The organism is Undibacterium hunanense (genome assembly GCF_014284335.1).
Taxonomy (GTDB): Bacteria; Pseudomonadota; Gammaproteobacteria; order Burkholderiales; family Burkholderiaceae_D; genus Undibacterium; species Undibacterium hunanense.
Genome location: NZ_JACOGF010000001.1, coordinates 436510 through 460709, shown reverse-complemented (window position 1 = coordinate 460709; position 24200 = coordinate 436510). Strand labels below are relative to the sequence as shown.

Sequence of the window (24200 nt, the reverse complement as noted above, 5' to 3'; positions counted from 1 at the left end):
ATCTTGTTTTTATGCTCTGGCAATACTTCTTTCTCGGTGTCATCATAGTAGCAGGACATTACCGAAGGATAACCCAGAGTAACAAAAGTTGTCATGCTTTTGTTAGGTGCGATGCAGTTTTGTCACATTCTTTTACGTAGCTGAGCAAAAATTGTTCTGGCGTCTGAATAAGGAACATGCCTGCGTTTTTCATTTTCCTTGCCAACTTCAATAATGCCTTGTCCTTGGTGATCAATACTTGCGCTTGCGCATCGCGTGCGATTTCCAGAAATTTTTGATCATCCTTGTCAGTGCAGACGGGTAGCTTGTAAGTCGATGGCTCTGTGGGGGTGACGCATGGAATATAGGTATCAAACCAGCCGGTAATTTGTTCAAGCTCTTCGGGTACGACCGGCAGGTGAGGGTATTTTAATACGGCCAGCCATTCATCCCTGCAATCATGTCTGGTGACAGCCTGGATGTCGTTATTTTGCAGTGCTGACAGTAAAACCGACCAGCGGGGATCTTTGAAAACGAACAGATCGAGACAGACATTGGTGTCAATCACGACGCGCTTAGGTATGATGTGGGTCATTTTGAAATCTGAAATTTATTTATGCTCATTGTAATATCGCCAGCCAAAAGTCTGGATTTTGACAGCCGTGTAAAAACCAGAACTTCCAGTACACCGCATTTTCTGGATGAAGCTGAAGAGTTGATTGCCATCGCTTCACGTTATTCTCCCGCACAACTGGGCGAGCTGATGGATATTTCCCCGGCGCTGGCGCAACTCAACGTTGACAGGTTTGCCAACTGGCAGCGTGATCCTGTGGCTGGCCAGGCCAGGCAAGCTGTTTTTGCTTTTAATGGAGATGTCTACGAAGGTCTGGACGTACACAGTCTGACAGCCAGCCATGTCAAATATTTGCAAAATCGTCTGTATATCCTGTCCGGACTATATGGCGCGCTGCGTCCTTTGGATGTATTGCAGCCATATCGGCTGGAAATGGGAACGTCCCTGACCAATGCGCATGGTAAAAATCTGTATGCGTTCTGGGGTGATAAAGTCAGTCTGTTGCTGAATGAGGCAATCCGGCAACAAAAATCCAAAACCTTGCTGAATCTGGCGTCTGATGAGTATTTCAAAGTCGTCAGACCTGCGGTTCTGGGGGTAAATATTATCTCACCCGTGTTTCAGGACTGGAAAAATGGGCAATACAAGATTATTTCCTTTTATGCCAAACGTGCCCGAGGTCTGATGGCCCGCTATTGCGCACAGCATGGCATACGACGCGTCCAGGATATCAAGGCCTTCAATGAAGAAGGCTATGCCTACTGCGAAGAAGAGTCTACAGGTAACAATTGGGTGTTTCGCCGACAGGTGGCTAACTGAGCGCCAACTGAGCTTATGAAGCTGAACTTATAAAGCTGAGCTTGCTAGCCAGGTTGCCAAAATAGTTTGCCAACAAGCTGATGAATTTGCAATTAGCTTGCAATAAGTCTGTAAATAAAATAGCCTCCACAGCCCGCAAGGGCTATCAGAGGCTGTTTTACTCAAAAAATCAGCTTACCAGAACTTCCACCATGCATCGCGACCACGACCTTTGCCGGCCAAAAAGTCACTTTTCGGGAAGTTTTGTGTAAATACACGATTGGCGTCATTGCGCAACTCAACCAGACCCATGGCGTCGTAGGAGCGAATCAGGATATACATCGCTTCTTCAATCGCTGGTGCATCCGGATATTCCTTGATGGCTGCCTGGGCGCGGTTGGCTGCGGCCAGGTAGGCGCCACGGCGCAAGTAATAGCGCGCAACGTGTACGTCATACTGGGCCAGGGCATTGACCAGATATTTCATGCGCAGGATGGCATCAGGCGTATATTTGCTGTCTGGGAACTGAATGGCCAACTGCTTGAAGGCGTCGAAAGAGTCGCGTGATGCTTTCGGATCGCGTTCAGTAATGTCCTGATTGGCAAGGAAATTGAACAAACCAACCTGATCATTGAAGTTGATCACGCCACGCAAATAGTACATGTAGTCAACATGACTATGATTCGGGTGGAGTTTGATGAAGCGTTCCACGGCGGCCAGGGCCTGAGCCTGGTCACCCTGTTTATAGTAAGCATAGGCTGTTTCGATTTGAGCCTGTTGCGCATAAGTACCAAAAGGAAAGCGCGATTCCAGTTTTTCAAAGTACTGAATTGCCTTTTCGTAGCCCCCACTGGACATTTCGTCTTTTGCTTCAGCGTATAATTTTGATGCTGACCAGGTTCTGGTCTCATCGCCTTTTTCACCAAACACCCCGCAGCCGCTTAAACTTAAGGACGCGGCCATAGCCAGAACAAGCAATTTCAAAGATTTAATGTGCATAAATTTGTGCGTGAGCATGAAAACAATTTACGGATTATAGCCGATGGCAAAAAATGTGAAACCAACTACTACAGTGATTTTGTCAGATTCCGACCTTGAGACAGAATTTGAAGAGCTGAACGATACCACCGAAATGGACGAAGATTTTTCGCCAACAGCCGAAAATATAGAATTAAAGCTCACATCGGACGTTTGTGGTGAGCGTTTGGACAAGACTTTGTCCAAACTGGTTCCACAATACTCCCGCAGCCGCATTTCCCAGTGGATAGAAAACGGCTTTGTCAGCGTCGATGGCAAGCCCGGACGTGGAAAAATGACCATGCTGGGCGATGAGCGCATCGTCATTCAGCCCCAGGCCGCCCCGGATGAAGGCGCTTATGCGCCCGAAGATATCCCGCTGAACCTGGTTTTTGAAGACGACCACTTGTTGGTCATTAACAAACCGGCGGGCCTGGTGGTACACCCGGCGGCCGGAAACTGGTCCGGCACCCTGTTGAATGGCCTGCTGTATCGCTGGCCAGCCCTGTTGGGTGTGCCGCGAGCCGGTATCGTCCACAGACTGGACAAGGATACATCGGGTTTGATGGTGGTAGCCAAAACCCTGGTTGCCCATACCGAACTGGTCAGGCAGTTGCAAGACCGTACCGTCAAGCGTGAATACAATGCGCTGGTCTGGGGTACGCCAAATCTGTCCGGCACCGTGGATGCACCTATGGCCAGGCATCCGCGTGACCGCATCAAAATGGCGGTTTCTCAAAGCATCATTGCCAAACCTGCTGTTACGCATTTCCAGCGTATCGCTGCTGGCATGCTGGAGAAATTCCCGGTCAGCCTGGTGGCTTGCCAATTGGAAACCGGTCGTACCCATCAGATTCGTGTGCATATGCAATCCCTGGGCTTCCCTCTGGTGGGGGATACCCTGTACGGTAAGCAGCATCTGGCAAGGTTTTTCCCACGTCAGGCCCTGCAGGCCAGAAAACTTGGGTTGATCCACCCGAAAACCGGCAAGCATGTCGAATGGGAAGTCAGTCTGGCAGATGACTTTGTTGATTTGTTGAAACAGGCGGGCATTCAACTTACATGAGTGGCGATGCAGGAAGATGGGCACATAACTTGCCATTTCCGGTGTTGTTGCCGGACTGGCGGGGTGCGCCTGCCCATGTGCGTGCCATGACCACCCTGCGTCAGGGCGGTAGCAGTTGCGGGGCCTATGGCGATGCGGAGGGTAATTCCGGATTAAATCTCGGTGATCATGTTGGTGACGATTTGCTGGCCGTCAAACAAAATCGGGATAAATTAAACCGACAATTACCATCTGATGTCATATTCTTATCACAAGTACATGGCAATATCGTGGTTGACGCTGCCATGCTGCGCAATCAGCAGCATGCTGCCGTCAGCGCCGATGCCGTATTTTCTTCCCAGACTGGCTTGGTGTGTGCCGTATTGACGGCGGATTGCCTGCCCGTGCTGTTTACCGATGTGGATGGCACCGTGGTTGCTGCTGCCCATGCGGGCTGGCGTGGCCTGGCAAATGGTGTTTTGCAAAATACCGTGCGCAATATGCGTGAAGCCGGGGCGGGGGAGATACTGGCCTGGCTGGGGCCAGCCATCGGTCCGGGAGAATTTGAAGTGGGTAGCGATGTATTGCAGGCTTTTATGCCGCAGATGGGCGGGCAGGTGGATGAGCCCGGGCTTTATTTCCAGCCCAGGGCGGCAGTGAATGGCCAGGATAAATATCTGGCAGATATATATGGATTGGCAAGAAAATTGCTAAACGATGTGGGTGTGACACGCATCAGTGGTGGTGAGCATTGCACGGTGCGTGAAAATCAGCAGTTTTATTCTTACCGGCGTGATGGCATCAGTGGTCGCATGGCCAGTCTGATCTGGATTGAAAGTGCTAATTGAGTCTGCTTGATCAGTTGGGGTTGGCAGTATTGACAGGATTAGCTACGGGACTATCCACGGAATTATCTGTGGACTTATCTGTGTAATTGGCGAGGCTGATATCCTGATTGTTGGTGCTTGTTGTGCTTTGTTTTTGCAGTGCAGCTTGTTTTTCCAGTCGCTCACGCTTGCGTTGTGGTGTGCGCATCAGGTATAAAACTATTGTTAAAGGAAAAACGCAGTACAGCAAAAAAGTCATGACGCCGGCGATGACGGAATGCTCCGTTATGGACATCATGAGAACGACGTAAATCCAGGCGATGGCGACGATATACATACAAACCTTAATGCAAAAATAGGGGAGGGCCGGGCAAGCAAGTATGGATTGGGGGGAGTATTCCGCAACACTCACCTGAATTCACCGCAACTCATCGCAGGCAGAACGGAAAGCTTAAAATTATTTCGAAACGATACGCGAAAAACAGGAGGCACGCATGAAGACTTTCGATCCTCAAGCTATGTACTCCGACTGGATGTCACAGCTAGTGAATCAAAAAATTTGGCAGGACTGGATGTTGCCGTCCTCGCCTTTGAATCAAATGCAGATGCCCTCCGGGGATATGCTCAAGGAACTGGGTACACTGATCGAGCCAGCTACCATGACCCGCCTGCAAAGCGAGTACATGCAAGAGCTTGGACAGTTATGGCAAGATTTTTCCGTGTCCAAATTGCCCGACTTGAAGGACCGACGTTTTGCCGCACCGGACTGGCATAACCATGCCATGCATTCTTATAGTGCAGCGTCTTATCTGTTGAATGCACGGTTTTTAATGGCATTGGCAGAGGCTGTGCAGGCTCCCGCCAAGACAAAACAAAAAATCGGTTTTGCAGTGCAGCAAATGATTGATGCCATGTCACCCGCCAATTTCCTGGTGACCAATCCCGAAGCCCAGAGCAAGCTCATTGAGAGCAAAGGCGAAAGCCTGGCCAAAGGCATCAGTCAGATGCTGGCAGACATGCAAAAGGGCCGAATTTCACAGACAGACGAATCTGCCTTTGAAGTTGGCAAGAACGTGGCCACATCCGCCGGTACGGTGGTGTTTGAAAACAAGTTATTCCAGCTTATACAATACCAGCCAGCTACCAAAACTGTGCATCAGCGCCCTTTGCTGATGGTGCCGCCCTGCATCAATAAATTCTATATCCTCGATCTGCAACCAGAAAATTCCGTCGTTCATTATGCGGTTGAGCAAGGGCATACCGTATTCCTGGTGTCCTGGGCTAATCCGGATGAAAGCATGGCAGATGTCACCTGGGATGATTACATCGAAGACGGGGCCATCAAGGCTATCAGTGTGGTGCAGGAAATCAGCAAGCAGGACAAAATCAATGCATTTGGTTTTTGCGTCGGCGGCACCATCATTTCCACTGCCTTGTCGGTGCTTGCCGACAGAGGCGAAGATCCGGCTGCCAGTCTGACATTACTGACGACCTTGCTGGATTTCTCGCAAACTGGTGTGCTGGACGTGTTTGTCGATGAAATGCAGGTCAAGATGCGTGAGCAGACCATAGGGCAGCGCGGCCTGTTGCCCGGGCGCGACCTGGCCAGCACCTTTTCTGCACTGCGTGCGAATGATCTGGTCTGGAATTACGTACAGTCGAATTATCTCAAGGGCGAGGCACCGCCTCCCTTTGATCTCTTGTACTGGAATGCCGACAGCACTAATTTGCCTGGCCCGATGTTTTGCTGGTATCTGCGCAATACCTACCTGGAAAACAAACTCAAACAGGCTGGCGCACTGACCGTGGCCGGAAGCAAGGTTGATCTGGGCAAGATTGATGCGCCATGCTTTGTCTATGGCTCACGCGAAGATCATATCGTTCCCTGGCAGGCAGCTTACGCATCAACCAGTCTGCTGAATCCACGTCATAAAAGCAGAAATCGCTTTTTGCTGGGCGCGTCAGGACATATTGCCGGTGTGGTCAACCCTCCGGCGAAAAAGAAAAGAAGTTACTGGACCAATACCCAGACCGGTCTGGATGCCGATAAATGGTTTGCCGGCGCGACTGAACATCCCGGTAGCTGGTGGCCAGAATGGGCTGATTTCCTTAAAGAGCATGGTGGAAAAATGGTCAAGGCGCCAGCCAAACCTGGCAGCCCGGACTTCCCGGCGATAGAAGTGGCACCGGGACGTTATGTCAAAGTAAGAGCGGATTGATCGTTTTTGTTGTTATTAATATAAAATTTTAATCAGGAGAACAGTATGTCAAAACGTGTTGCATATGTAACTGGTGGTATGGGTGGTATCGGGACTCCAATTTGCCGTCGTCTGTGTAAAGAAGGTTATATCGTTGTGGCCGGTTGTGGCCCGAATTCTGCCCGTAAAGATAAATGGCTGGCGGATATGCGTGCCGAAGGCCTGGATATTCATGCGTCGGAAGGCAATGTGTCTGACTGGGAATCCACCAAGGCTGCTTTTGACAAGGTCAAGGCAGAAATTGGTGAGATCGATGTACTGGTCAACAATGCCGGCATTACCCGCGATGGACAGTTCCGCAAGATGAGCAAGGCCGATTGGGACGCCGTCATGGATACCAATCTGAATTCCCTGTTTAATGTCACCAAGCAAGTCATTGAAGGCATGGTAGACCGTGGTTGGGGCCGTATCATCAATATTTCTTCCGTCAACGGTCAAAAGGGCCAGTTTGGTCAAACCAATTATTCGACGGCCAAGGCTGGTATCCATGGCTTCAGTATGGCGCTGGCACAAGAAGTAGCGACCAAGGGAGTGACGGTCAATACCGTGTCACCTGGTTATGTTGGTACCGATATGGTCAAGGCCATACGCCCTGACGTGCTGGAAAAGATTGTTGCTGGCATTCCCGTCAAACGTCTGGCTGAGCCTGAAGAAATTGCTTCCATCGTTGCGTGGATCGCTTCGGATGAAGGTGGCTATGCCACTGGTTCCGACTTCTCCATCAACGGTGGCTTGCACATGGGCTGATGCACTATCGTGCCGGACATGGGGAATTATTTAGAGTAAACAATTTTAAATTGGCTTTTTAGTTCTCTTATTGCCGTCTTTCTGCCGCAGTGCGGTAAAATATGCCCATCAGGTCGCAAGATTTCGATGGGCATATCTTTTGCAAGTCGCAATTTAAAAGATGCAATAATAAAGGGGACAAACATGGTTTCGGATAGTAGCCACCTGGTGGCTGCTAGCAGTCTGGACCTTGTTTGCGTGAATTAGTCTGCGCCACGCTTGTGAAAAACCTTACATGATGTGGCTGGATATCGAAGTGATTAACTGAGATTTCAATGAATAGCGCAAAAAAATCAACACAGCATCTGATCAAAAAATACCCGAATCGCCGTCTGTACGACACCCAGACCAGTAGCTACATCACATTGGTTGACGTGAAGCAGTTCGTACTCGAAAACGACGATTTCGCAGTGGTCGATGCCAAATCCGGCGAAGATTTGACACGCAGTATTCTGTTGCAAATCATTCTGGAAGAAGAAGCGGGTGGAACGCCGATGTTTTCCAGCGTCGTCCTGTCGCAGATCATCCGTTATTACGGACATGCCATGCAGGGGATGATGGGTAATTATCTGGAGAAAAACGTCCAGGCTTTTATCGATATCCAGAACAAGCTGGCAGAAAACTCAAAAGGCATCTACGAAGGCAAGCCCTTCAGCCCTGAAATGTGGACCCAGTTCATGAATGTGCAGGGGCCGATGATGCAGGGCATGATGGGCAACTACATAGAACAGAGCAAGAATCTGTTTGTGCAAATGCAAGAGCAAATGCAAAGCCAGGCCAAAAATATGTTCAATGTCTTCCCGTTCAATCCGGAAGATGTGAATAAAAAGTAAATAAGAAATAAATAAAATACAGCTTTGACAGGCTCGTATTCTGACTTAAGCCCCTGATTTTTCAGGAAATTATCGCAGATGCGGCAAGTTGGGCTGGCAAAAAAGGGTACAATAGCGGATTCGCTTTTGTACCCTTTTTGCTCTTATTTTGCTATTTATTATCGCTTATGTCTATCTCAGAAATTCGCCGTCAAGAAATGCCTGCTACCCACAAGGTGGGATTTGTGTCCCTGGGCTGCCCGAAGGCGCTTGTCGATTCCGAACAAATCCTGACTCAATTACGTGCCGAAGGTTATGACACCGCCAAATCCTATGATGGCGCTGATCTGGTCATCGTCAATACCTGTGGCTTCATTGATGCCGCTGTGCAGGAATCCCTGGATGCGATAGGCGAGGCGCTGGCTGAAAATGGCAGAGTCATCGTGACCGGTTGCCTGGGTGCTAAAAAGGATGCCGACGGCAAGGACATGATACAGTCCATCCACCCTAAGGTATTGGAAGTCACTGGTCCGCATGCAGTGGGTGAAGTCATGGCTGCTGTGCACAAGCATTTGCCTAAGCCGCACGAGCCGTTCATGGATCTAGTGCCGCCCCAGGGCGTCAAATTGACGCCCAAGCATTTCGCTTACCTCAAAATCTCTGAAGGTTGTAACCACCGCTGTAGTTTTTGCATCATCCCATCCATGCGCGGTGACCTGGTATCGCGCCCGATTGCCGATGTCATGATGGAAGCAGAAAACCTGTTCAAAGCCGGCGTCAAGGAATTGCTGGTGATTTCCCAGGATACCAGCGCCTATGGGGTGGATATCAAGTTCCGCATGGGCTTCTGGAATGGCAAGCCTGTCAAAACCCATATGACGCAACTGGTAGAGGCCCTGGGTGAGTTGGCCAAGCAGCATGACGCCTGGGTGCGGTTGCATTATGTGTATCCTTACCCGCATGTCGATCAGATCATTCCCTTCATGAACAATGGTCATGTGCTGCCGTATCTGGATGTACCTTTGCAGCATGCCCATCCCGACGTGCTGAAGCGCATGAAGCGTCCAGCCAGTGGTGAGAAAAATATTGAACGCATCAAAGCCTGGCGTGAGATGTGCCCGGAGATCACCATACGTTCAACCTTCATCGCCGGTTTCCCTGGTGAGACCGAAGAAGAATTCGAATACCTGCTGGATTTCCTGAAAGAAGCCGAGATTGACCGTTTGGGTTGTTTTGCCTATTCGCCGGTCGAAGGTGCGACTGCGAATGAAATCGCCAATCAATTGCCGGATGAAGTGCGCGAAGATCGCCGTCGTCGCGTCATGGAATTGCAGGAAGGCATATCCAAAAAGCGCCTGCAGGCCAAGGTCGGTAAAACCATGCGCGTGTTGATTGATTCCCTCGATCGCAGTGGTGGTGTTGGCCGCAGTTCTGCCGATGCACCTGAAATTGATGGTGTTGTCTACGTCAAGCCACCGTTTGAACCACATCGCAAACTCAAGGTGGGTGAATTTGTTGATGTCACCATCACCGCCGCCGATGCGCATGACTTGTGGGGCGAGGCTGTTTGATGCGCGTCATGTCAGTGTTGAAAGCGCTATTGCCGCTTGTATTGATGAGTGGCTTGGGTTTGCCGGTGCAGGCTCAGCCATTTGCGCCTATGTCAAATCCGCAGTTTGCCAAACCGGTGGAACTGCGCGGCAAGCTCGGTGATGACAAGGTGACCATGCATATACAGCCCAAGGCAGAAGACAGGGATAGCGTCGAAGGTAACTATGTCGTAGCTGGCGGCAAGCGCAATCATGGCAACAAGATTTTGCTTGCCGGTGAAATCAGCGGCAATAAACTCAGCATGGAAGAATCCGAAGACGGTACGGATGTGTCCGGTCAGTGGGATGGTGAACTGAAGGACAATGTCATACGTGGTGTCTGGCAATCGGACGATGGCAAAGTCAGCAAGGATTTTGTGCTGGAACTGATCCCGCCTGCAAAAACCAGGAAAAATAAAACGGCACAGCCACAAGGCAAGCCAGTCAAGTAAATCACCGGGCCCGGGCTATGACCATAATCATGGCCTGATTGACGCACTTTATCCTACGTCAAAAACCACTACACCCTCAACCCCTTCCGTCACGCGGGCGACTATGTCGCCTTGCGGGTTGACTATGCATGTACAGCCGTGGCTAAGCTTGCCATCCGATATACCTACAACGTCAGAAGAAACGACCCAGCAAGCAGTTTCCATGGCTCTCTGGCGCAGATTCTCTACACTCTTGTGCCGCCATTTGTCGGCAGTGGCGACAGCAAGCATATTATTGAGCGGGTAACAGATCAGACGGGCAGATTGTGTACTGAGCCGTTTTGCGCAACCGGGAAAGTTTGCGTCAAAGCAGATATTGATGCCAAACAAAAAACCTGATTTTTGAAAAACAGGCATGTCACGGCCTGGTAAAAAAGCCTGTTCTTGCGGGTGATTCTTGGCGTAAATGCCGCGCAGCTTACCCTTGCTGATCAGGGCCGCAGAGTTATAGAAACCATCCATACCTTGCTCAACAAAACCAATAATCACATCGGTCGAAAAAGGGGATAACTTCGTCAGTATGTCATTGAACGAAGGGCTGTCAACAGCGATGGCCCGACGTGCAATGATTTGCTGATCGCTGGTGTATCCCTGCAAATAACACTCAGGAAATACAGCCAGTTCAACGCCTTGTTTGTCACACCAGGCCAAATCATCCTGCAGACGAACCAGGGTGCTCGCAATGTCATCGAATAAGGGCTGACGCTGGAATGTGGCTACGCGGATTTTTTGCATACAGATACTGATTTACCGTCGTCTTAATAAGGGGAGGGGGGAAGATCAATCCAGCCTGCGTTTTGAAAATCGATATTTCGGTTGGGCCAATAAGTTTCACCAGGATATGACGTTAAGATTCATTTGCGCAATCTAACTCTCTTTCAGAACATCTTTTTTGGCCAGATATTGAGAAAACTCTTTACGCAGAAGCTCACTATTTTTCCCATATGAGACTTCGAGCGCTTGAGGAAACTCAGTTCCGGATAGTAAAAGCTGCATTAGTTTTTCGAAATTTTCAGGTTGAGAATCGTGCATATAATGTACAAACGATGCGCCAACTCTGTATATAAGCCAGTTTGCGGCCCCATTCTTTGTAACAGCATCAGCGGGATTCGCACTCGTAAACCAAAAGTCAATATTTCCAGACAGGTAGGCCTCTTTTTCCTCACTGCTCATTAATGCAGATACATCTTTGTATTTGGTGTAAGCCGGACCGCCATCCGCGACATAAACAGCAATTCCCTCCCTGAACCAAATAGGGATATTGTTAATATGTGCTTTTTCTCCAAGGTGGGTATAAAAAAGATAGTGCGTGAGCTCATGCGTAGTTAACTCAGCGAGAGATTCTTCACCGCGACCAAAGGCACCGGGAGATAAAAATAATTTTCCCCAATACACAGCCCCCCTGACATTTTTTGATAAAAATACGTATTCATTGAATGTGTCCTGAGATGCGCAAACATAAATTTCTATCGGTTTTTCAAAATGTGCATTCAGAGCAACTTCCACTTTACGTTGACTGGCATTTAGAATTTCCCTCAATGCAATTGCATCTTCCTGCGCATTTTTTTCGTACCTTATCCGCGAATCTTCCGCCAGAGTTATAAAGTGATCTGTCGACTTATATTTCGCTATTACTGATTTTAAAAATACGGGCTTATTTAATAAAATGCCGATAGCAAGTAGAAATATGATGCAGCCTGCTGAAATTATAAATTTCCGATGATTCAATTTAGCTGTTTTTTCTAATTTAGCCATTAATATTCCGTCAGGCGATTTCTGGACGCGATGTATGATGACGCGGCATAGCGGACCTTCCGTTTAGCTCAGTGGTTCAGTGGCAAGTGGTAAGCAGTTGCTTGGCCGAAAGCGGGCAAGTGTTTGGCTACAGATCGACATGCAGCACCAGAAGCTTACACGCGAAGACATGTGAAGGCGTGAAAAAAGTGCGAAAAACTATGTCTTCATGCTGTGTCATACTTCAAGCACACTGCACAGATTTTCCGGGCGAGATGCGTTTGCTTCATACGTGGGCTTGCCAGAGCACCAACCTTAGCTGCAAGTGCTAGCCTTGCGCTTTGCGCTACATCCCGAATCGCGTTGCCCGCACTCATTCCTATTGATGAAATGAGTTCAGATGTATTCACGAAGCATAAAGCCCCGGTTCTGCGTTAACATTGCTATTCGACTCTTGATATCTTCATCAAAGAAAAGTAGCCATGCCGGAAAATTCAAACTCTCAACGCGGATTCAATACCCGTGTCATTCATAGCGATTACGAAGCACCAGACGGTTTTGGCGCTTTCCCTGTCGCGATACATCATGCTTCCACCGTGTTGTTCACGGATGTGGCGTCCATGCGCTCCAGAAGCTGGCAAGACAAATCTGCTTACACCTATGGACTGCATGGCACGCCGACCAGTTTCACACTGGAAGCCAGGTTGGCTGACATAGAGCAGGGCAAGCATTGCCTGCTGACCCCCAGCGGGCTGGCAGCCATTACGCTGGTGAACATGGCTTTTTTGGCCAGCGGTGACCATGTGCTGATCCCTGACAATGTTTATAGCCCGAACCGTGAACTGGCAGACTGGCTGTCACGCAGTTTCGGTGTCAGCGTCAGTTATTATGACCCGCTGATCGGGGCAGACATTGCCGCACTGATTCGCGACAATACCAAATTGATCTGGGCCGAGGCACCCGGCTCAGTTTCCATGGAAGTACCGGACGTGCCGGCGATCTGTGCGGCTGCCCATGCGCGTGGAGTATTGGTGGCGCTGGACAATACCTGGTCTGGCGGGATTGCTTTTCCAGCGTTTGCACATGGTGTCGATATCATCATGCAGGCGCTGACCAAATACCAGAGCGGTGGTTCGGATGTCTTGATGGGGGCAGTGATTACCCGTGACCGCGCATTGAATATCCGCTTGCAGACAGCGCATATGCGTCTCGGCTTTGGCGTGGGCATGGATGACGTTTATCTGGTATTGCGTAATTTGCCTACGCTGCAATTGCGTTTCCAGGCGCATGATCAAAGTGCGCGCAAGGTCGCTGCATGGTTGAAAGACCGTCCGGAAATCAGCACGGTATTGCATCCTGCATTGCCGGGTAGTCCGGGGCATGCAATCTGGCAGCGCGATTTTACTGGTGCAGGTGGTCTGTTCTCGGTTTTATTTGACGAAAAATATACTGAACAACAGACTGATCGTTTTGTCGATAGCCTGAAGCTGTTCAAGATCGGTTTTAGCTGGGGTGGGGCGCATAGTTTGTGTGTTCCTTATCGCATCGAACAAATGCGTCAGCACTGGTCACACAAAGGCATACTGGTGCGTTTCAATATAGGGTTGGAAGATAGCACAGATCTGATCGCCGATATTGAGCAGGCATTGGCACAAATAGCCTGAGGCCTGAGTAGCCACGGCTGAATTGCACTGGAATTGCCTTGGACTTGCCTGATAAAGGGACGTGAATATGAAAATGGAAATGGGCAGACCGCAAGCGGCCGGCCCATTGTGATAAATTATTTACTTGCGCTGCTGGCGCTTGCGTCAGATGCAGGTGCCGGTACAGATGCCGTTGATGCTGCGACAGGTGCAGGCGGTGGTGTTGGTTCAGATGCGCTTGCTGAAGCCGAATGGACTTCTGTCGGATTATGGCCGGCCGCTTCACCTTGCATATCGACCTTGTCACCTGCCTTGAAAATAATGAACAGGGCCACGACTGCAAAAATAATAAAGCCGACGAGAATTTTCCACATAGTTGTCTCCAGATTTGTACTTGTAAGATGCGACAAGCTTAAATGTCCTTGCTTACATCATTCTTGCATCACTGCAGCACCAAAGAAAAAAGGTGAATTTCAAAAGAAATTCACCTTTCTGTCTGAATCCCCATGATGGGGATTCATGTGCTGCACATGGATGTAACTTATCTGTGTCGCTTATGTGTACTAATGATTTGTACTAATGATTTGTACTAATGATTTGTACTAATTAAGCGGCCAGCAATTGACGCAATACGAATGGCAGAATACCGCCATGTTTGTAGTAGTCAACTTCGATCGGTGTATCGATACGCAACAGGACTTTAACTTCCTGTTTGTCGCCATTGGCACGGTTGATGACCAGAGTCACTTCTTGCTGTGGCTTGATTTCATCTTCTATGCCTTTCAGGTCGTAGGATTCAGTGCCTGTGATGCCCAGACTGTCAACACTGTCGCTACCAAGGAATTGCAGTGGCAATACGCCCATGCCGACCAGGTTGGAGCGGTGGATACGTTCAAAAGAACGGGCGATGACAGCTTTCACGCCCAGCAATTGCGTACCTTTTGCTGCCCAGTCGCGGGAAGAGCCTGTGCCGTATTCTTCGCCGCCGAAAATCATGGTTGGTACGCCGTCAGCAATGTATTTCATCGCTGCATCGTAGATGGCCATAGGTTCGCCGGTAGGCTGGAACAGGGTTTCGCCGCCTTCAACGCGGGAACCATCTTCTTTCGCCGGGATCATCAGGTTTTTGATACGCACGTTGGCGAATGTGCCGCGCATCATGATTTCGTGGTTACCACGACGTGAGCCGTAGGAATTGAAATCAGCCTTCAGAACGCCGTTTTCTTTCAGCCATTTACCTGCCGGGCTGGATTCTTTGATCGAACCGGCTGGCGAGATGTGATCTGTCGTGATGGAATCACCAAACACGCCCAGGGCGCGCGCGCCACTGATGCCAGTCGCCGCTGCTTTTGGTTCCATCGTGAAATCAGCAAAGAATGGTGGTTCAGCGATGTAGGTAGAGGTAGGCCAGTTGTAGACTTCGCCTTCTGCCACACCCTGGATGTTTTCCCACAGCTTGCCTGGTGCGCCTTTGACGTCTGCGTAGTTTTCCTTGAAGGTCTTGGAATTCATCGCAAACTTCATCAGCTTGTTGATTTCAGCGCTGGTAGGCCAGATGTCGCCCAGGAAAATATCCTTGCCTTTGACGCGGCCAACTGGCTCTGTCATCAGATCTCTGGTCATGTTGCCAGCGATGGCGTAGGCAACTACCAAAGGAGGGGATGCCAGGAAGTTGGAGCGGATATTCGGGTGAATACGTGCTTCAAAGTTACGGTTGCCAGACAGGATGGCTGATGCCACGATGTCGTTGGCAACGATCGCTTCATTCATTGCAGGTGTCAGGTCACCGGCATTGCCGATACAGGTTGTGCAGCCATAAGCAGTGACGCCGAAGCCGAGTTTTTCCAGGTAAGGCAGCAAGCCTGCTGCTTCCAGGTATTTGGTCACAACGCGCGAACCAGGTGCCAGCGAAGTTTTGATGTGTGGTGCTACTTTCAAGCCAGCTTCTACGGCTTTCTTGGCCAGCAAGCCAGCTGCCAGCAAGACGCTAGGATTGGATGTGTTGGTGCAGGATGTAATCGCAGCGATCAATACATCGCCGTTTTTGACTTTGACGCCATCACTATTGGTGTACACCGCATCCAGGTCTTCAGCTTTTTTGTTGAAGCCGTTTTCGGATGTCGGCTTGGCAAACAAGTCAGCGAATGTCGATTTGACGTGACCGATTTCGATGCGATCCTGTGGACGCTTGGGGCCAGCCAGGGAAGGGGCAACAGTGGACAGATCCAGAGAGATTTCTGTGGTGTAATCAATGTCGCCAGCAGCAGGGATGCCGAACATTTTCTGGGCTTTGAAATAGCCTTCGAATGCATCGATTTCTGCCTTGGTGCGGCCTGTGCCTTTGAAGTAGTCGATGGTCGCTTCATCAACCGGGAAGAAGCCCATGGTCGCGCCGTATTCCGGTGCCATGTTGGCGATGGTGGCGCGGTCTGTCAGTGACAGGGAACGTGTGCCTTCGCCGAAGAATTCAACAAACTTGCCAACGACCTTGGCTTTACGCAGCAATTCTGTGATAGTCAATACCAGATCCGTTGCAGTGCAGCCTTCGCGCAATGCGCCAGTCAGGTTGACGCCGACGACGTCAGGTGTCAGGAAGTAGACCGGTTGACCCAGCATGCCGGCTTCGGCTTCGATGCCGCCCACGCCCCAGCCGACAACGCCGATACCGTTGATCATGGTGGTGTGGGAATCAGTACCTACCAGTGTGTCTGGATAGTACACTTCGTTTTTCTTGGCATCCTTGATTTTGTGTACACCGCGTGCCAGGTATTCCAGGTTAACCTGGTGAACGATACCAAAGCCTGGAGGAACCACGCCAAAAGTATCAAATGCCTGCATACCCCATTTCATGAACTGATAACGCTCGTTATTGCGCGAGAATTCCAGTTTCATGTTCAGGTCCAGCGCTTTCTTTTCGCGGAAATGATCGATTTGTACTGAGTGATCAACTACCAGATCCACTGGAACCAGCGGTTCGATGTTCTTTGGATTTTTGCCTTGTTTGGCTGCAACGTTACGCATGGCGGCCAGATCGGCCAGCAAAGGTACGCCGGTAAAATCTTGCAGAACAACGCGGGACACGACGAAAGGAATTTCATCGGTGCGGGCGGCAGTAGCGCCCCAGTTTGCCAATTGCTTGACGTGTTCGTCAGTAACTTTTTTGCCGTCGCAGTTACGCAATACCGATTCCAGCACCACGCGAATGGAAACTGGCAGGCGGGAGATTTTTACACCGAGATTTTTTTCCAGTGCGGGCAAAGAAAAGAACTTGCCTTTCTTGGTGTCTGAAATTTTGAAATCTTTCAGGGTTTTGAATGCATCTTTGTACGCATTTTGGCTCATGGCTGTTCCTTATTTACAAAAATCAACGATCAGAAAATTTACTTGCTACTACTTTTTTATTTGATGAATCTTATTTGGTGAATCTAATTTTATGAATGCTATTTGATAAGTGTCGGTGCTGCTTTGGTGCTGTCCACTTCTGCCAGTGCAGGCGTTGCTGTCTTGCATTCATTGGCCAGTTGCTGACCCTTGAGTGAATCGAGCAACAGGCCTTTGGCGGGAATACCGATCCAGATCAGGCCTGATTTACGGTTTTCAAAACGTACGGCACCTGTCGTTGTTTCTATCTTGGACAGGCGATACAGGCGTTTTTTCCAGCGCATGGCAACGTGTTCGGTATCTTCAGGATTGATATACATCGTCAATGAATTACCCAGTTCGCATTTGTATTCGAAACTGTTGTGTTGTTGAATGTCTGGTTCTGGCTCATCGCTTTCTTTGCTGGCCGGGGCCGCAGCCGGTTTCGCTGTTTTGGCGCTGGCCTTGGTTTTGCTGTGCGGTGCTTCCACTGCGTGGGCGTTGGCAGTGAGCATGGCGCATGCGGCAAATGCCAGGCTGATAAAAGAAAGTAATTTCATGAGTGTCTCCCTAGAGTAATTCTCGTGCTGCTTCTGGTAATACAACTTGCCCAAACTGGGCCTTCTTTAAAACTGTCCAATAGTAGCGGTAACTGGCGCGGTCGTGTAGCTGTCCTTGCCATTGTATTGGTCCCCATTGATGCTCTTTGGCTGATGAGAGGATGGATACGGCTTCATCGACTTCCTGGTTAGGGGGCGTCAGCGCATTGACTATGGCTTTAATCTGGTCCGGATGGATGCTCCACATGCGGGTATAGCCACATTCCAGGGCGGCACGGCGCGCATCGCTGGCGACAACGTCTTTGTCCCGGATTTCTGTGGTCACATTATGCGAGGCAATTTTTCCATGATGATGACAGGCCGCAGCTATTTCCAGTTTGGCACGCAACACCAGTGGATGCTCAAACTGCCCGGGCGAGCGCATGGCGCTGGCTGGAATGGCGCCATAATGGGCGGATACAAAATCCATCAGGCCAAATGACAGACATTGCACCTGGGGCAGGGCAGCAATTTGCCTTACCTCAGCCAGGGCGCCATGTGTTTCTATTAATACATGGACAGGGATCAGGCTACCATCTGCCTTGCGGGCATGGTGATTGATGCGGCTGAGAGCAGACGTCACCTCGGCTGCACTATCTACTTTAGGTAAAACTACATAGGCCAGTTTGGCGGCAGCAGCTGGCAGGATGATGGATAAATCCTGCTCGAAGGCAGGGTGATGCACGTCGTGCACGCGCACGCCTATGCGTTGAAACAGATTACCTGCGCCTGAAACCAAAGCGGCGACCAATCCGGCATGGGCTTTTTCATTGCCGGCGGCTGCTCCGTCTTCGCAGTCAAGCGTGATATCGAAAATGGGGCCAAGTTCCTGCTGTAAGGCGATGGACTTGCGCATGAGCTTTTCAGAGCCGGCATAGTGATCGCAGACCGGTAAGAACACCGGTGGCAACTGATCCTGAAAAAGCACAGAGGAGGGATGCATCTTGAATATGGCGTCTTGATTGAAGCGGTTTGTGATTGTGACCACAAACCGCTTCAGACTTGATTAACCTACCAGGTGTTTCACGCCATCACGCTCTTCTTGCAATTCTTTGAGAGTGATGTTGATGCGTTCACGGGAGAATTCGTCGATTTCCAGACCTTGAACAATCTTGTATTCGCCGTTTTCTGTTGTTACAGGGAAGCCGAACATGGTGCCTTCAGGGATGTCATAAGAACCATCCGAAGCGATGCCCATGGTGGTCCACTTGCCGTTTGTGCCCAGAACCCAGTCACGTACGTGGTCAATGGCTGCATTTGCTGCGGATGCAGCAGAAGACAGGCCACGTGCTTCAATGATGGCTGCGCCACGTTTGCCAACTGTAGGCAGGAACACATCCTTGTTCCAGACCTGATCATTGATCAGGTCTTTGACAGATGCGCCATCTACTGTTGCGAAGCGATAGTCAGCGTACATGGTTGGGGAGTGATTGCCCCAGACGCACAGTTTTTCAATTGCAGCAACTGGCTTGCCAACCTTGGCTGCCACTTGGGACAGGGCACGGTTGTGATCCAGGCGCAGCATTGCCGTGAAATTTTTGGATGGCAGGGAAGGTGCCGATTTCATTGCAATGTAAGCATTGGTATTGGCTGGATTGCCAACCACCAGAACCTTGACGTTGCGCGAAGCAACAGCATCCAGTGCCTTGCCTTGTACAGTGAAAATCTGTGCATTGGCTTCCAGCAGGTCTTTGCGTTCCATGCCTGGGCCGCGTGGGCGTGCGCCAACCAGCAGGGCAACATCGATGTCTTTGAATGCTGTCAGCGGATCGCTGTGGGCGGACATGCCGGCCAGCAGTGGGAAAGCGCAGTCATCGATTTCCATCATGACGCCTTTCAGCGCTTTTTGTGCTTTTTCGTCAGGAATTTCCAGCAATTGCAGAATCACTGGCTGGTCTTTGCCCAGCATGTCGCCATTGGCGATACGGAACAGAAGGGAATAGCCGATTTGGCCTGCGGCGCCGGTAACAGCTACGCGCATAGGGGATTTCGCCATGATGCATCTCCGAAGTGGTGTAAAAACGAATTTCAATCAAATGCCGTGCCCACGGGGTGTTGCGAATGCTGCGGTAGTGTGGGCACTGTGTAAAACGCTTAATGATACCGTTGAAAACCATGCCAGTCAGCCAAAATCAGCGCTGAAGCCGTTTTTCTTCCTTTACATTAAGGACGTTCGAACTATATTGCACTGGTGTGGCAGAGATGCATTGGGCAGGCTGCCAGCCATTTTTCCCAAGAGTTTAGGTGCTGCGGGCTGAAGTGTCAATGAATATCTTATGTCTTATATAAGACATATTACTTGATAGTTTGTTCTGGACGGGATGGGTGGTTTTGTGTTGAAATTGCAGTCTATGAACTCAATCATACCTATCGCAAGCAATCAGCCTGTCAGCCCGGTCACGCCCGGTGCTGGTGTTGCTGCTTCGTCCTTGAGTGCTTCGCCTACATTCAGCCCATTATATCAACAGATAAAAGCCCTGATTACCCAGAGCCTGCAATCGGGTGAGTGGAAGCCGGGTGAACTGATCCCCAGTGAGATGGAATTGGCCAGTCGCTTCAAGGTCAGTCAGGGGACGGTGCGCAAGGCAATTGATGAGTTGTCGGCGGAGAACCTGGTGGTACGGCGGCAGGGTAAGGGAACGTTTGTGGCGACTCATCATGAGGCGCGCTCACAGTTCCGTTTCTTGCGCCTGGCACCAGACGAAGGTGCGCCGCATTATCCTGAAAATAAAATTATTGAAGTCAAGCGCATGCGGGCACCTGCCGAGGTGGCACGTCTGCTGGACATCAAATCCGGGGATTCTGTTGTTTTCATCCGCCGGGTGCAGTCTTTTACTGGCGTGCCTACCATTCTGGATGACCTGTGGTTGCCTGGGTCAATCTTCAAGGGTTTGACTGCTGAGCGCCTGAATGAATACAAAGGGCCGATGTATGGCCTGTTTGAAACTGAATTCGGCACACACATGATACGCGCGTCGGAACAGATCCGTGCTGTCTGTGCGGATGAGCAGGTTGCTTCCTTGTTGAATGTGGATGTCGGTATGCCTTTGCTCAATGTGGAGCGGGTTTCTTTCACGTATGGTGATAAGCCGGTTGAATTGCGTCGTGGTTTGTACCTGACAGTTAATCATCACTACCGAAATGAATTGAGTTAATGCTGGCCGTATTGCTGCGTTGGTGGCTGCATTGATGGATGAATTTCGAGTGGGATTATCTGGTTTCGCGTTGATCCGTGCTCAGCGAGAGTGTTGGGTTTGGGTTTAAGATAGCGATATTTTGTAAATTGGGCTGATTTTTGTTGGTGCAATGCACCAAAATGAGCGAAAATTGCAAGGTTTATGTACAGACTAGTTAATGGGGAGATTATTTATGTCTGAAGTAGTAAAAACCAGACCGCGCTTTGGTGTAATGCGCCTGATAGATGCGACTGGCTACAGGCTGCCACTGGCGGGCTTTGTTTCCATCTTGCATCGTGCGAGTGGAATGTTGATGTTCTTGTTGTTGCCGTTCATTTTGTATTTGCTCGATAAAAGCCTCACTTCAGAATTGACGTTCGCTGAATTGCAGGGCTTTACATCTCATGTCTTTGTCAAGTTAGTCATCCTTGCCCTGGTCTGGGCGTACTTGCATCATTTCTGTGCTGGTATTCGTCATTTGTTCATGGATCTTCACTTTGGTCTGAATAAGGAATCTGCACGCCAGTCGGCTGTCAGCGTTCTGGTGATCAGTCTGGGGTTGGCGGCACTGACAGGCCTGAAATTGTTTGGAGTATTTTAAATGGCAAATAACAATATTGGTCCAAAGCGCCTGGTCGTAGGTGCAAGTTATGGCTTGCGCGACTGGCTGGCGCAACGAGTCACGGCCATCGTGATGGCTTTGTACACTGTGATTTTGCTGGGTCTGTTTTTGACTGGTAAAAATTTCACTTACGAAGCATGGGCTGGCATATTTGCCATGCAATGGTTCAAACTGGCGACATTCTCTGTCGTCGTCTGCCTGTTGTATCACGCCTGGGTAGGTATGCGTGATGTCTGGATGGATTATGTGACACACAGCGTATTTGTGCGTCTGGTATTTCAAGTTGCCACTATTCTGTGGCTGATTGCTTGTGCTGGCTATGCTGCACAGATTTTGTGGAGAGTATAAAAGTGGCTGCAATTAAATCCACAATCCCTAGCCGCCGTTTTGATGCGGTCATCGTTGGTGCTGGCGGTTCCGGCATGCGTGCCTCGCTGCAATTGGCTGAGGCTGGCCTGAATGTTGCCGTACTGTCTAAAGTTTTCCCTACCCGTTCGCACACCGTTGCTGCGCAGGGTGGTATTGGTGCCTCTTTGGGCAACATGTCGGAAGATGGCTGGCTCTGGCATATGTTTGATACCGTTAAAGGTTCGGACTATCTGGGCGACCAGGATGCGATCGAGTTCATGTGCCGTGAAGCACCAAAAGTGGTGTATGAACTTGAGCATTTTGGTATGCCATTTGACCGCAATGCTGACGGCACGATTTATCAGCGTCCATTCGGTGGTCATACTGCCAACTACGGTGAAAAACCTGTACAGCGCGCCTGTGCTGCTGCTGACCGTACTGGTCATGCTTTGTTGCATACTTTGTATCAACGTAACGTTCGCGCCCGTACCCATTTCTTTGTTGAATGGATGGCGATTGATCTGATCCGTGATGCTGATGGTGATGTCCTTGGCGTGGTTGCGCTGGAAATGGAAACCGGCGAAGTCATGATGCTGGAAGCCAAGACCACTATTTTTGCTACAGGTGGTGCTGGCCGTATCTGGCAAGCTTCTACCAATGCCTTTATCAATACTGGTGACGGTATGGGTATGGCAGCACGTGTGGGCTTGCCGCTGGAAGATATGGAATTCTGGCAGTTCCACCCAACTGGTGTTGCCGGTGCGGGTGTCCTGATTACTGAAGGTGTGCGTGGTGAAGGCGGTATTCTGGTGAATAGCCAGGGCGAACGCTTCATGGAACGCTATGCGCCTACACTGAAAGATTTGGCGCCACGTGATTTCGTTTCCCGCTCCATGGATCAGGAAATCAAGGAAGGCCGTGGTTGTGGTCCGAACAAAGATCACGTCATGCTGGATCTGCGTCACATCGGTGCTGAAACAATTCAAAAGCGTTTGCCATCGATTCTGGAAATCGCGCACAAGTTTGCCAACGTTGATGCAACCAAGGAACCGATTCCTGTCGTTCCTACGATTCACTATCAAATGGGCGGTATCCCGACCAATATTCATGGTCAGGTCGTGGCACCTAAAAACGGTGGTAGCGAAATCGTCAATGGTCTGTATGCAATCGGCGAGTGTGCCTGCGTATCCGTGCATGGCGCAAACCGTCTGGGTACGAATTCTCTGCTCGATTTGCTGGTGTTTGGTCGCGCAGCCGGTAATCACGTGGTGGCCAGCAAGCTGAAAGAACGCAGCAATAAAGATTTGCCTGCCGATGCAGCTGATCTGGCACTGTCACGTTTGGCCAAGCTGGAAACCAGTACCGGTTCCGAGCGCGTACAAGACGTTGCCAATGCCATTCGTGGCACCATGCAGCAGTATTGTGGCGTGTTCCGTACGGATGAATTGCTGCAAACAGGCTACAAGAAAATTATGGAGCTTGATGAGCGTCGCAAGCATGTTTCTTTCAAAGATAAATCCAAGGTCTTCAATACTGCACGTGTAGAAGCACTGGAACTGGATAACCTGATCGAAACAGCCAAGGCAACGATTACATCTGCCGCCGCCCGTAAAGAATCCCGTGGTGCGCATGCACACCGCGATTATGAGCAGCGCGACGACGTTAACTGGATGAAGCACACCTTGTGGTATTCCGAAGGCAATCGCCTCGACTACAAGCCAGTCGTGACCAAGCCACTGACTGTAGAAACCTTCAAACCAAAACCACGTACATTCTAAAGAGATACCGATATGGCACGTACACTGAAATTTAAAATCTATCGCTACGATCCGGACAAGGATGCCAAGCCTTACATGCAAGACCTGACCGTCGAGCTGCAAGATACAGACAAGATGTTGCTGGATGCATTGCAACGTATCAAGTCTGACGTGGATGATTCTCTGGCGCTGCGCCGCTCATGCCGTGAAGGTGTGTGTGGTTCTGACGCCATGAACATCAATGGCAAGAATGGTCTGGCCTGTACCACCAACCTGAATGAATTGAGCGAACCTATCGTCTTGCGTCCTTTGCCTGGCTTGCCAGTGATTCGCGATCTGATCGTGGATATGACGCAATTCTTCAAGCAATACAATTCGATCAAGCCTTACCTGATGAATGATTCCATTCCACCAGAAAAAGAACGTCTGCAGTCACCTGCCGAACGTGAAGAACTGGATGGTCTGTATGAATGTATCCTGTGCGCCTGCTGTTCGACTTCCTGCCCGTCTTTCTGGTGGAATCCGGACAAATTCGTGGGCCCGGCAGGTTTGCTGCAGGCTTATCGCTTCATTGCTGATTCACGTGATGAAGCAACTGGCGCACGTCTGGATAATCTGGAAGATCCGTATCGCCTGTTCCGTTGCCACACGATCATGAATTGTGTGGATGTCTGTCCAAAAGGTCTGAATCCTACCCGTGCTATCGGTAAGATTAAAGAACTGATGGTACGTCGCGCGGTCTAAGTCTTTGTTGTTGCAAGCGATGCCTCCGGGCATCGCTGCTA

The 24200-nt window shown here is 50.0% G+C and carries 24 protein-coding genes; 14 read left to right on the top strand and 10 right to left on the bottom strand.

Annotation, left to right across the window (positions count from 1 at the left end; genetic code table 11):
* Window positions 1-91 precede the first annotated feature (91 nt).
* Window positions 92-574: a putative toxin-antitoxin system toxin component, PIN family gene (locus H8L32_RS02015; RefSeq protein ID WP_186945483.1), complete on the bottom strand. Its 483-nt coding sequence runs from the start codon at window positions 572-574 to the stop codon at window positions 92-94.
* A 21-nt stretch (window positions 575-595) separates the two neighbouring features.
* On the opposite strand from H8L32_RS02015, the gene yaaA reads away from it, so the two are divergent.
* Window positions 596-1372, top strand: coding sequence for a peroxide stress protein YaaA (gene yaaA, locus H8L32_RS02010; RefSeq protein WP_186945482.1), 777 nt, complete (start codon window positions 596-598; stop codon window positions 1370-1372).
* A gap of 174 nt (window positions 1373-1546) precedes the next feature.
* On the opposite strand, the gene H8L32_RS02005 is transcribed toward yaaA, so the two are convergent.
* The gene (locus H8L32_RS02005) at window positions 1547-2350 is read right to left on the bottom strand and encodes an outer membrane protein assembly factor BamD (protein WP_186945481.1); all 804 of its coding nucleotides are present in this window, start codon (window positions 2348-2350) and stop codon (window positions 1547-1549) included.
* Between the two features lie 133 nt (window positions 2351-2483).
* Between H8L32_RS02005 and H8L32_RS02000 the strand changes: the two genes are divergently transcribed.
* Window positions 2484-3434, top strand: coding sequence for an RluA family pseudouridine synthase (locus tag H8L32_RS02000; protein ID WP_230412038.1), 951 nt, complete (start codon window positions 2484-2486; stop codon window positions 3432-3434).
* Window positions 3431-4261, top strand: a complete 831-nt coding sequence (gene pgeF / locus H8L32_RS01995) for a peptidoglycan editing factor PgeF (protein WP_186945479.1) — start codon at window positions 3431-3433, stop codon at window positions 4259-4261. The genes H8L32_RS02000 and pgeF overlap by 4 nt, the downstream gene beginning before the upstream one ends.
* A gap of 10 nt (window positions 4262-4271) precedes the next feature.
* Here pgeF and H8L32_RS27655 read toward each other — a convergent pair whose 3' ends face one another.
* Window positions 4272-4577 (bottom strand): hypothetical protein, encoded by a 306-nt coding sequence (locus H8L32_RS27655; RefSeq protein ID WP_230412022.1) that lies wholly within the window; start codon window positions 4575-4577, stop codon window positions 4272-4274.
* A 157-nt stretch (window positions 4578-4734) separates the two neighbouring features.
* On the opposite strand from H8L32_RS27655, the gene phaC reads away from it, so the two are divergent.
* From phaC to H8L32_RS01965, 5 genes are all read left to right on the top strand, one after another.
* Entirely contained in the window at window positions 4735-6459 is a 1725-nt protein-coding gene (gene phaC, locus H8L32_RS01985; RefSeq protein ID WP_186945478.1) for a class I poly(R)-hydroxyalkanoic acid synthase, read from the top strand.
* A 45-nt stretch (window positions 6460-6504) separates the two neighbouring features.
* On the top strand, window positions 6505-7245 hold the full coding sequence (locus tag H8L32_RS01980) for a 3-ketoacyl-ACP reductase (RefSeq protein ID WP_186945477.1): 741 nt from the start codon (window positions 6505-6507) through the stop codon (window positions 7243-7245).
* Between the two features lie 314 nt (window positions 7246-7559).
* Entirely contained in the window at window positions 7560-8117 is a 558-nt protein-coding gene (gene phaR / locus H8L32_RS01975; protein ID WP_186945476.1) for a polyhydroxyalkanoate synthesis repressor PhaR, read from the top strand.
* Between the two features lie 167 nt (window positions 8118-8284).
* The gene (rimO, locus tag H8L32_RS01970; protein WP_230412021.1) at window positions 8285-9667 is read left to right on the top strand and encodes a 30S ribosomal protein S12 methylthiotransferase RimO; all 1383 of its coding nucleotides are present in this window, start codon (window positions 8285-8287) and stop codon (window positions 9665-9667) included.
* Window positions 9668-9675: 8 nt separating this feature from the next.
* Window positions 9676-10137: a hypothetical protein gene (locus tag H8L32_RS01965; RefSeq protein ID WP_186945475.1), complete on the top strand. Its 462-nt coding sequence runs from the start codon at window positions 9676-9678 to the stop codon at window positions 10135-10137.
* Between the two features lie 48 nt (window positions 10138-10185).
* Here H8L32_RS01965 and H8L32_RS01960 read toward each other — a convergent pair whose 3' ends face one another.
* A complete protein-coding gene (locus H8L32_RS01960; RefSeq protein ID WP_186945474.1) occupies window positions 10186-10911 on the bottom strand; it encodes a carbon-nitrogen hydrolase family protein in 726 nt (241 codons plus the stop codon).
* Between the two features lie 132 nt (window positions 10912-11043).
* Window positions 11044-11931 carry a gluzincin family metallopeptidase gene (locus tag H8L32_RS01955; protein ID WP_186945473.1) on the bottom strand — a complete coding sequence of 296 codons (888 nt, stop codon included), beginning with the start codon at window positions 11929-11931 and terminating at the stop codon, window positions 11044-11046.
* Between the two features lie 461 nt (window positions 11932-12392).
* Here H8L32_RS01955 and H8L32_RS01950 point away from each other — a divergent pair, with 461 nt between their 5' ends.
* Entirely contained in the window at window positions 12393-13574 is a 1182-nt protein-coding gene (locus tag H8L32_RS01950; protein WP_186945472.1) for a cystathionine beta-lyase, read from the top strand.
* 116 nt (window positions 13575-13690) lie between these two features.
* Here the strand turns inward: H8L32_RS01950 and H8L32_RS01945 are convergent, their stop codons facing one another.
* The 5 genes from H8L32_RS01945 to H8L32_RS01925 form a co-directional block, all read right to left on the bottom strand.
* Window positions 13691-13927 carry a hypothetical protein gene (locus H8L32_RS01945; protein WP_186945471.1) on the bottom strand — a complete coding sequence of 79 codons (237 nt, stop codon included), beginning with the start codon at window positions 13925-13927 and terminating at the stop codon, window positions 13691-13693.
* 232 nt (window positions 13928-14159) lie between these two features.
* Window positions 14160-16895 (bottom strand): aconitate hydratase AcnA, encoded by a 2736-nt coding sequence (gene acnA / locus H8L32_RS01940; RefSeq protein ID WP_186945470.1) that lies wholly within the window; start codon window positions 16893-16895, stop codon window positions 14160-14162.
* Window positions 16896-16993: 98 nt separating this feature from the next.
* The gene (locus H8L32_RS01935) at window positions 16994-17473 is read right to left on the bottom strand and encodes a hypothetical protein (protein ID WP_186945469.1); all 480 of its coding nucleotides are present in this window, start codon (window positions 17471-17473) and stop codon (window positions 16994-16996) included.
* Between the two features lie 10 nt (window positions 17474-17483).
* Window positions 17484-18455, bottom strand: a complete 972-nt coding sequence (locus H8L32_RS01930; protein WP_186945468.1) for an HpcH/HpaI aldolase/citrate lyase family protein — start codon at window positions 18453-18455, stop codon at window positions 17484-17486.
* A 63-nt stretch (window positions 18456-18518) separates the two neighbouring features.
* A complete protein-coding gene (locus H8L32_RS01925; RefSeq protein WP_186945467.1) occupies window positions 18519-19508 on the bottom strand; it encodes a malate dehydrogenase in 990 nt (329 codons plus the stop codon).
* A 355-nt stretch (window positions 19509-19863) separates the two neighbouring features.
* Here H8L32_RS01925 and H8L32_RS01920 point away from each other — a divergent pair, with 355 nt between their 5' ends.
* From H8L32_RS01920 to H8L32_RS01900, 5 genes are all read left to right on the top strand, one after another.
* On the top strand, window positions 19864-20667 hold the full coding sequence (locus tag H8L32_RS01920) for a GntR family transcriptional regulator (RefSeq protein ID WP_186945466.1): 804 nt from the start codon (window positions 19864-19866) through the stop codon (window positions 20665-20667).
* A gap of 214 nt (window positions 20668-20881) precedes the next feature.
* Window positions 20882-21289 carry a succinate dehydrogenase, cytochrome b556 subunit gene (sdhC, locus tag H8L32_RS01915; RefSeq protein ID WP_186945465.1) on the top strand — a complete coding sequence of 136 codons (408 nt, stop codon included), beginning with the start codon at window positions 20882-20884 and terminating at the stop codon, window positions 21287-21289.
* Window positions 21290-21658, top strand: a complete 369-nt coding sequence (sdhD, locus tag H8L32_RS01910) for a succinate dehydrogenase, hydrophobic membrane anchor protein (protein WP_186945464.1) — start codon at window positions 21290-21292, stop codon at window positions 21656-21658.
* 2 nt (window positions 21659-21660) lie between these two features.
* Window positions 21661-23436 carry a succinate dehydrogenase flavoprotein subunit gene (gene sdhA, locus H8L32_RS01905; RefSeq protein WP_186945463.1) on the top strand — a complete coding sequence of 592 codons (1776 nt, stop codon included), beginning with the start codon at window positions 21661-21663 and terminating at the stop codon, window positions 23434-23436.
* A 12-nt stretch (window positions 23437-23448) separates the two neighbouring features.
* Entirely contained in the window at window positions 23449-24159 is a 711-nt protein-coding gene (locus tag H8L32_RS01900; protein WP_186945462.1) for a succinate dehydrogenase iron-sulfur subunit, read from the top strand.
* Window positions 24160-24200 lie beyond the last annotated feature (41 nt).

Excerpts from the sequence above, each read along its gene's own strand:
- H8L32_RS02015 (WP_186945483.1), bottom strand. The coding sequence starts at position 574 with ATGACCCACATCATACCTAAGCGCGTCGTGATTGACACCAATGTCTGT.
- yaaA (WP_186945482.1), top strand. The coding sequence starts at position 596 with ATGCTCATTGTAATATCGCCAGCCAAAAGTCTGGATTTTGACAGCCGT.
- H8L32_RS02005 (WP_186945481.1), bottom strand. The coding sequence starts at position 2,350 with ATGCACATTAAATCTTTGAAATTGCTTGTTCTGGCTATGGCCGCGTCC.
- H8L32_RS02000 (WP_230412038.1), top strand. The coding sequence starts at position 2,484 with ATGGACGAAGATTTTTCGCCAACAGCCGAAAATATAGAATTAAAGCTC.
- pgeF (WP_186945479.1), top strand. The coding sequence starts at position 3,431 with ATGAGTGGCGATGCAGGAAGATGGGCACATAACTTGCCATTTCCGGTG.
- H8L32_RS27655 (WP_230412022.1), bottom strand. The coding sequence starts at position 4,577 with ATGTATATCGTCGCCATCGCCTGGATTTACGTCGTTCTCATGATGTCC.
- phaC (WP_186945478.1), top strand. The coding sequence starts at position 4,735 with ATGAAGACTTTCGATCCTCAAGCTATGTACTCCGACTGGATGTCACAG.
- H8L32_RS01980 (WP_186945477.1), top strand. The coding sequence starts at position 6,505 with ATGTCAAAACGTGTTGCATATGTAACTGGTGGTATGGGTGGTATCGGG.
- phaR (WP_186945476.1), top strand. The coding sequence starts at position 7,560 with ATGAATAGCGCAAAAAAATCAACACAGCATCTGATCAAAAAATACCCG.
- rimO (WP_230412021.1), top strand. The coding sequence starts at position 8,285 with ATGTCTATCTCAGAAATTCGCCGTCAAGAAATGCCTGCTACCCACAAG.
- H8L32_RS01965 (WP_186945475.1), top strand. The coding sequence starts at position 9,676 with ATGTCAGTGTTGAAAGCGCTATTGCCGCTTGTATTGATGAGTGGCTTG.
- H8L32_RS01960 (WP_186945474.1), bottom strand. The coding sequence starts at position 10,911 with ATGCAAAAAATCCGCGTAGCCACATTCCAGCGTCAGCCCTTATTCGAT.
- H8L32_RS01955 (WP_186945473.1), bottom strand. The coding sequence starts at position 11,931 with ATGGCTAAATTAGAAAAAACAGCTAAATTGAATCATCGGAAATTTATA.
- H8L32_RS01950 (WP_186945472.1), top strand. The coding sequence starts at position 12,393 with ATGCCGGAAAATTCAAACTCTCAACGCGGATTCAATACCCGTGTCATT.
- H8L32_RS01945 (WP_186945471.1), bottom strand. The coding sequence starts at position 13,927 with ATGTGGAAAATTCTCGTCGGCTTTATTATTTTTGCAGTCGTGGCCCTG.
- acnA (WP_186945470.1), bottom strand. The coding sequence starts at position 16,895 with ATGAGCCAAAATGCGTACAAAGATGCATTCAAAACCCTGAAAGATTTC.
- H8L32_RS01935 (WP_186945469.1), bottom strand. The coding sequence starts at position 17,473 with ATGAAATTACTTTCTTTTATCAGCCTGGCATTTGCCGCATGCGCCATG.
- H8L32_RS01930 (WP_186945468.1), bottom strand. The coding sequence starts at position 18,455 with ATGCATCCCTCCTCTGTGCTTTTTCAGGATCAGTTGCCACCGGTGTTC.
- H8L32_RS01925 (WP_186945467.1), bottom strand. The coding sequence starts at position 19,508 with ATGGCGAAATCCCCTATGCGCGTAGCTGTTACCGGCGCCGCAGGCCAA.
- H8L32_RS01920 (WP_186945466.1), top strand. The coding sequence starts at position 19,864 with ATGAACTCAATCATACCTATCGCAAGCAATCAGCCTGTCAGCCCGGTC.
- sdhC (WP_186945465.1), top strand. The coding sequence starts at position 20,882 with ATGTCTGAAGTAGTAAAAACCAGACCGCGCTTTGGTGTAATGCGCCTG.
- sdhD (WP_186945464.1), top strand. The coding sequence starts at position 21,290 with ATGGCAAATAACAATATTGGTCCAAAGCGCCTGGTCGTAGGTGCAAGT.
- H8L32_RS01900 (WP_186945462.1), top strand. The coding sequence starts at position 23,449 with ATGGCACGTACACTGAAATTTAAAATCTATCGCTACGATCCGGACAAG.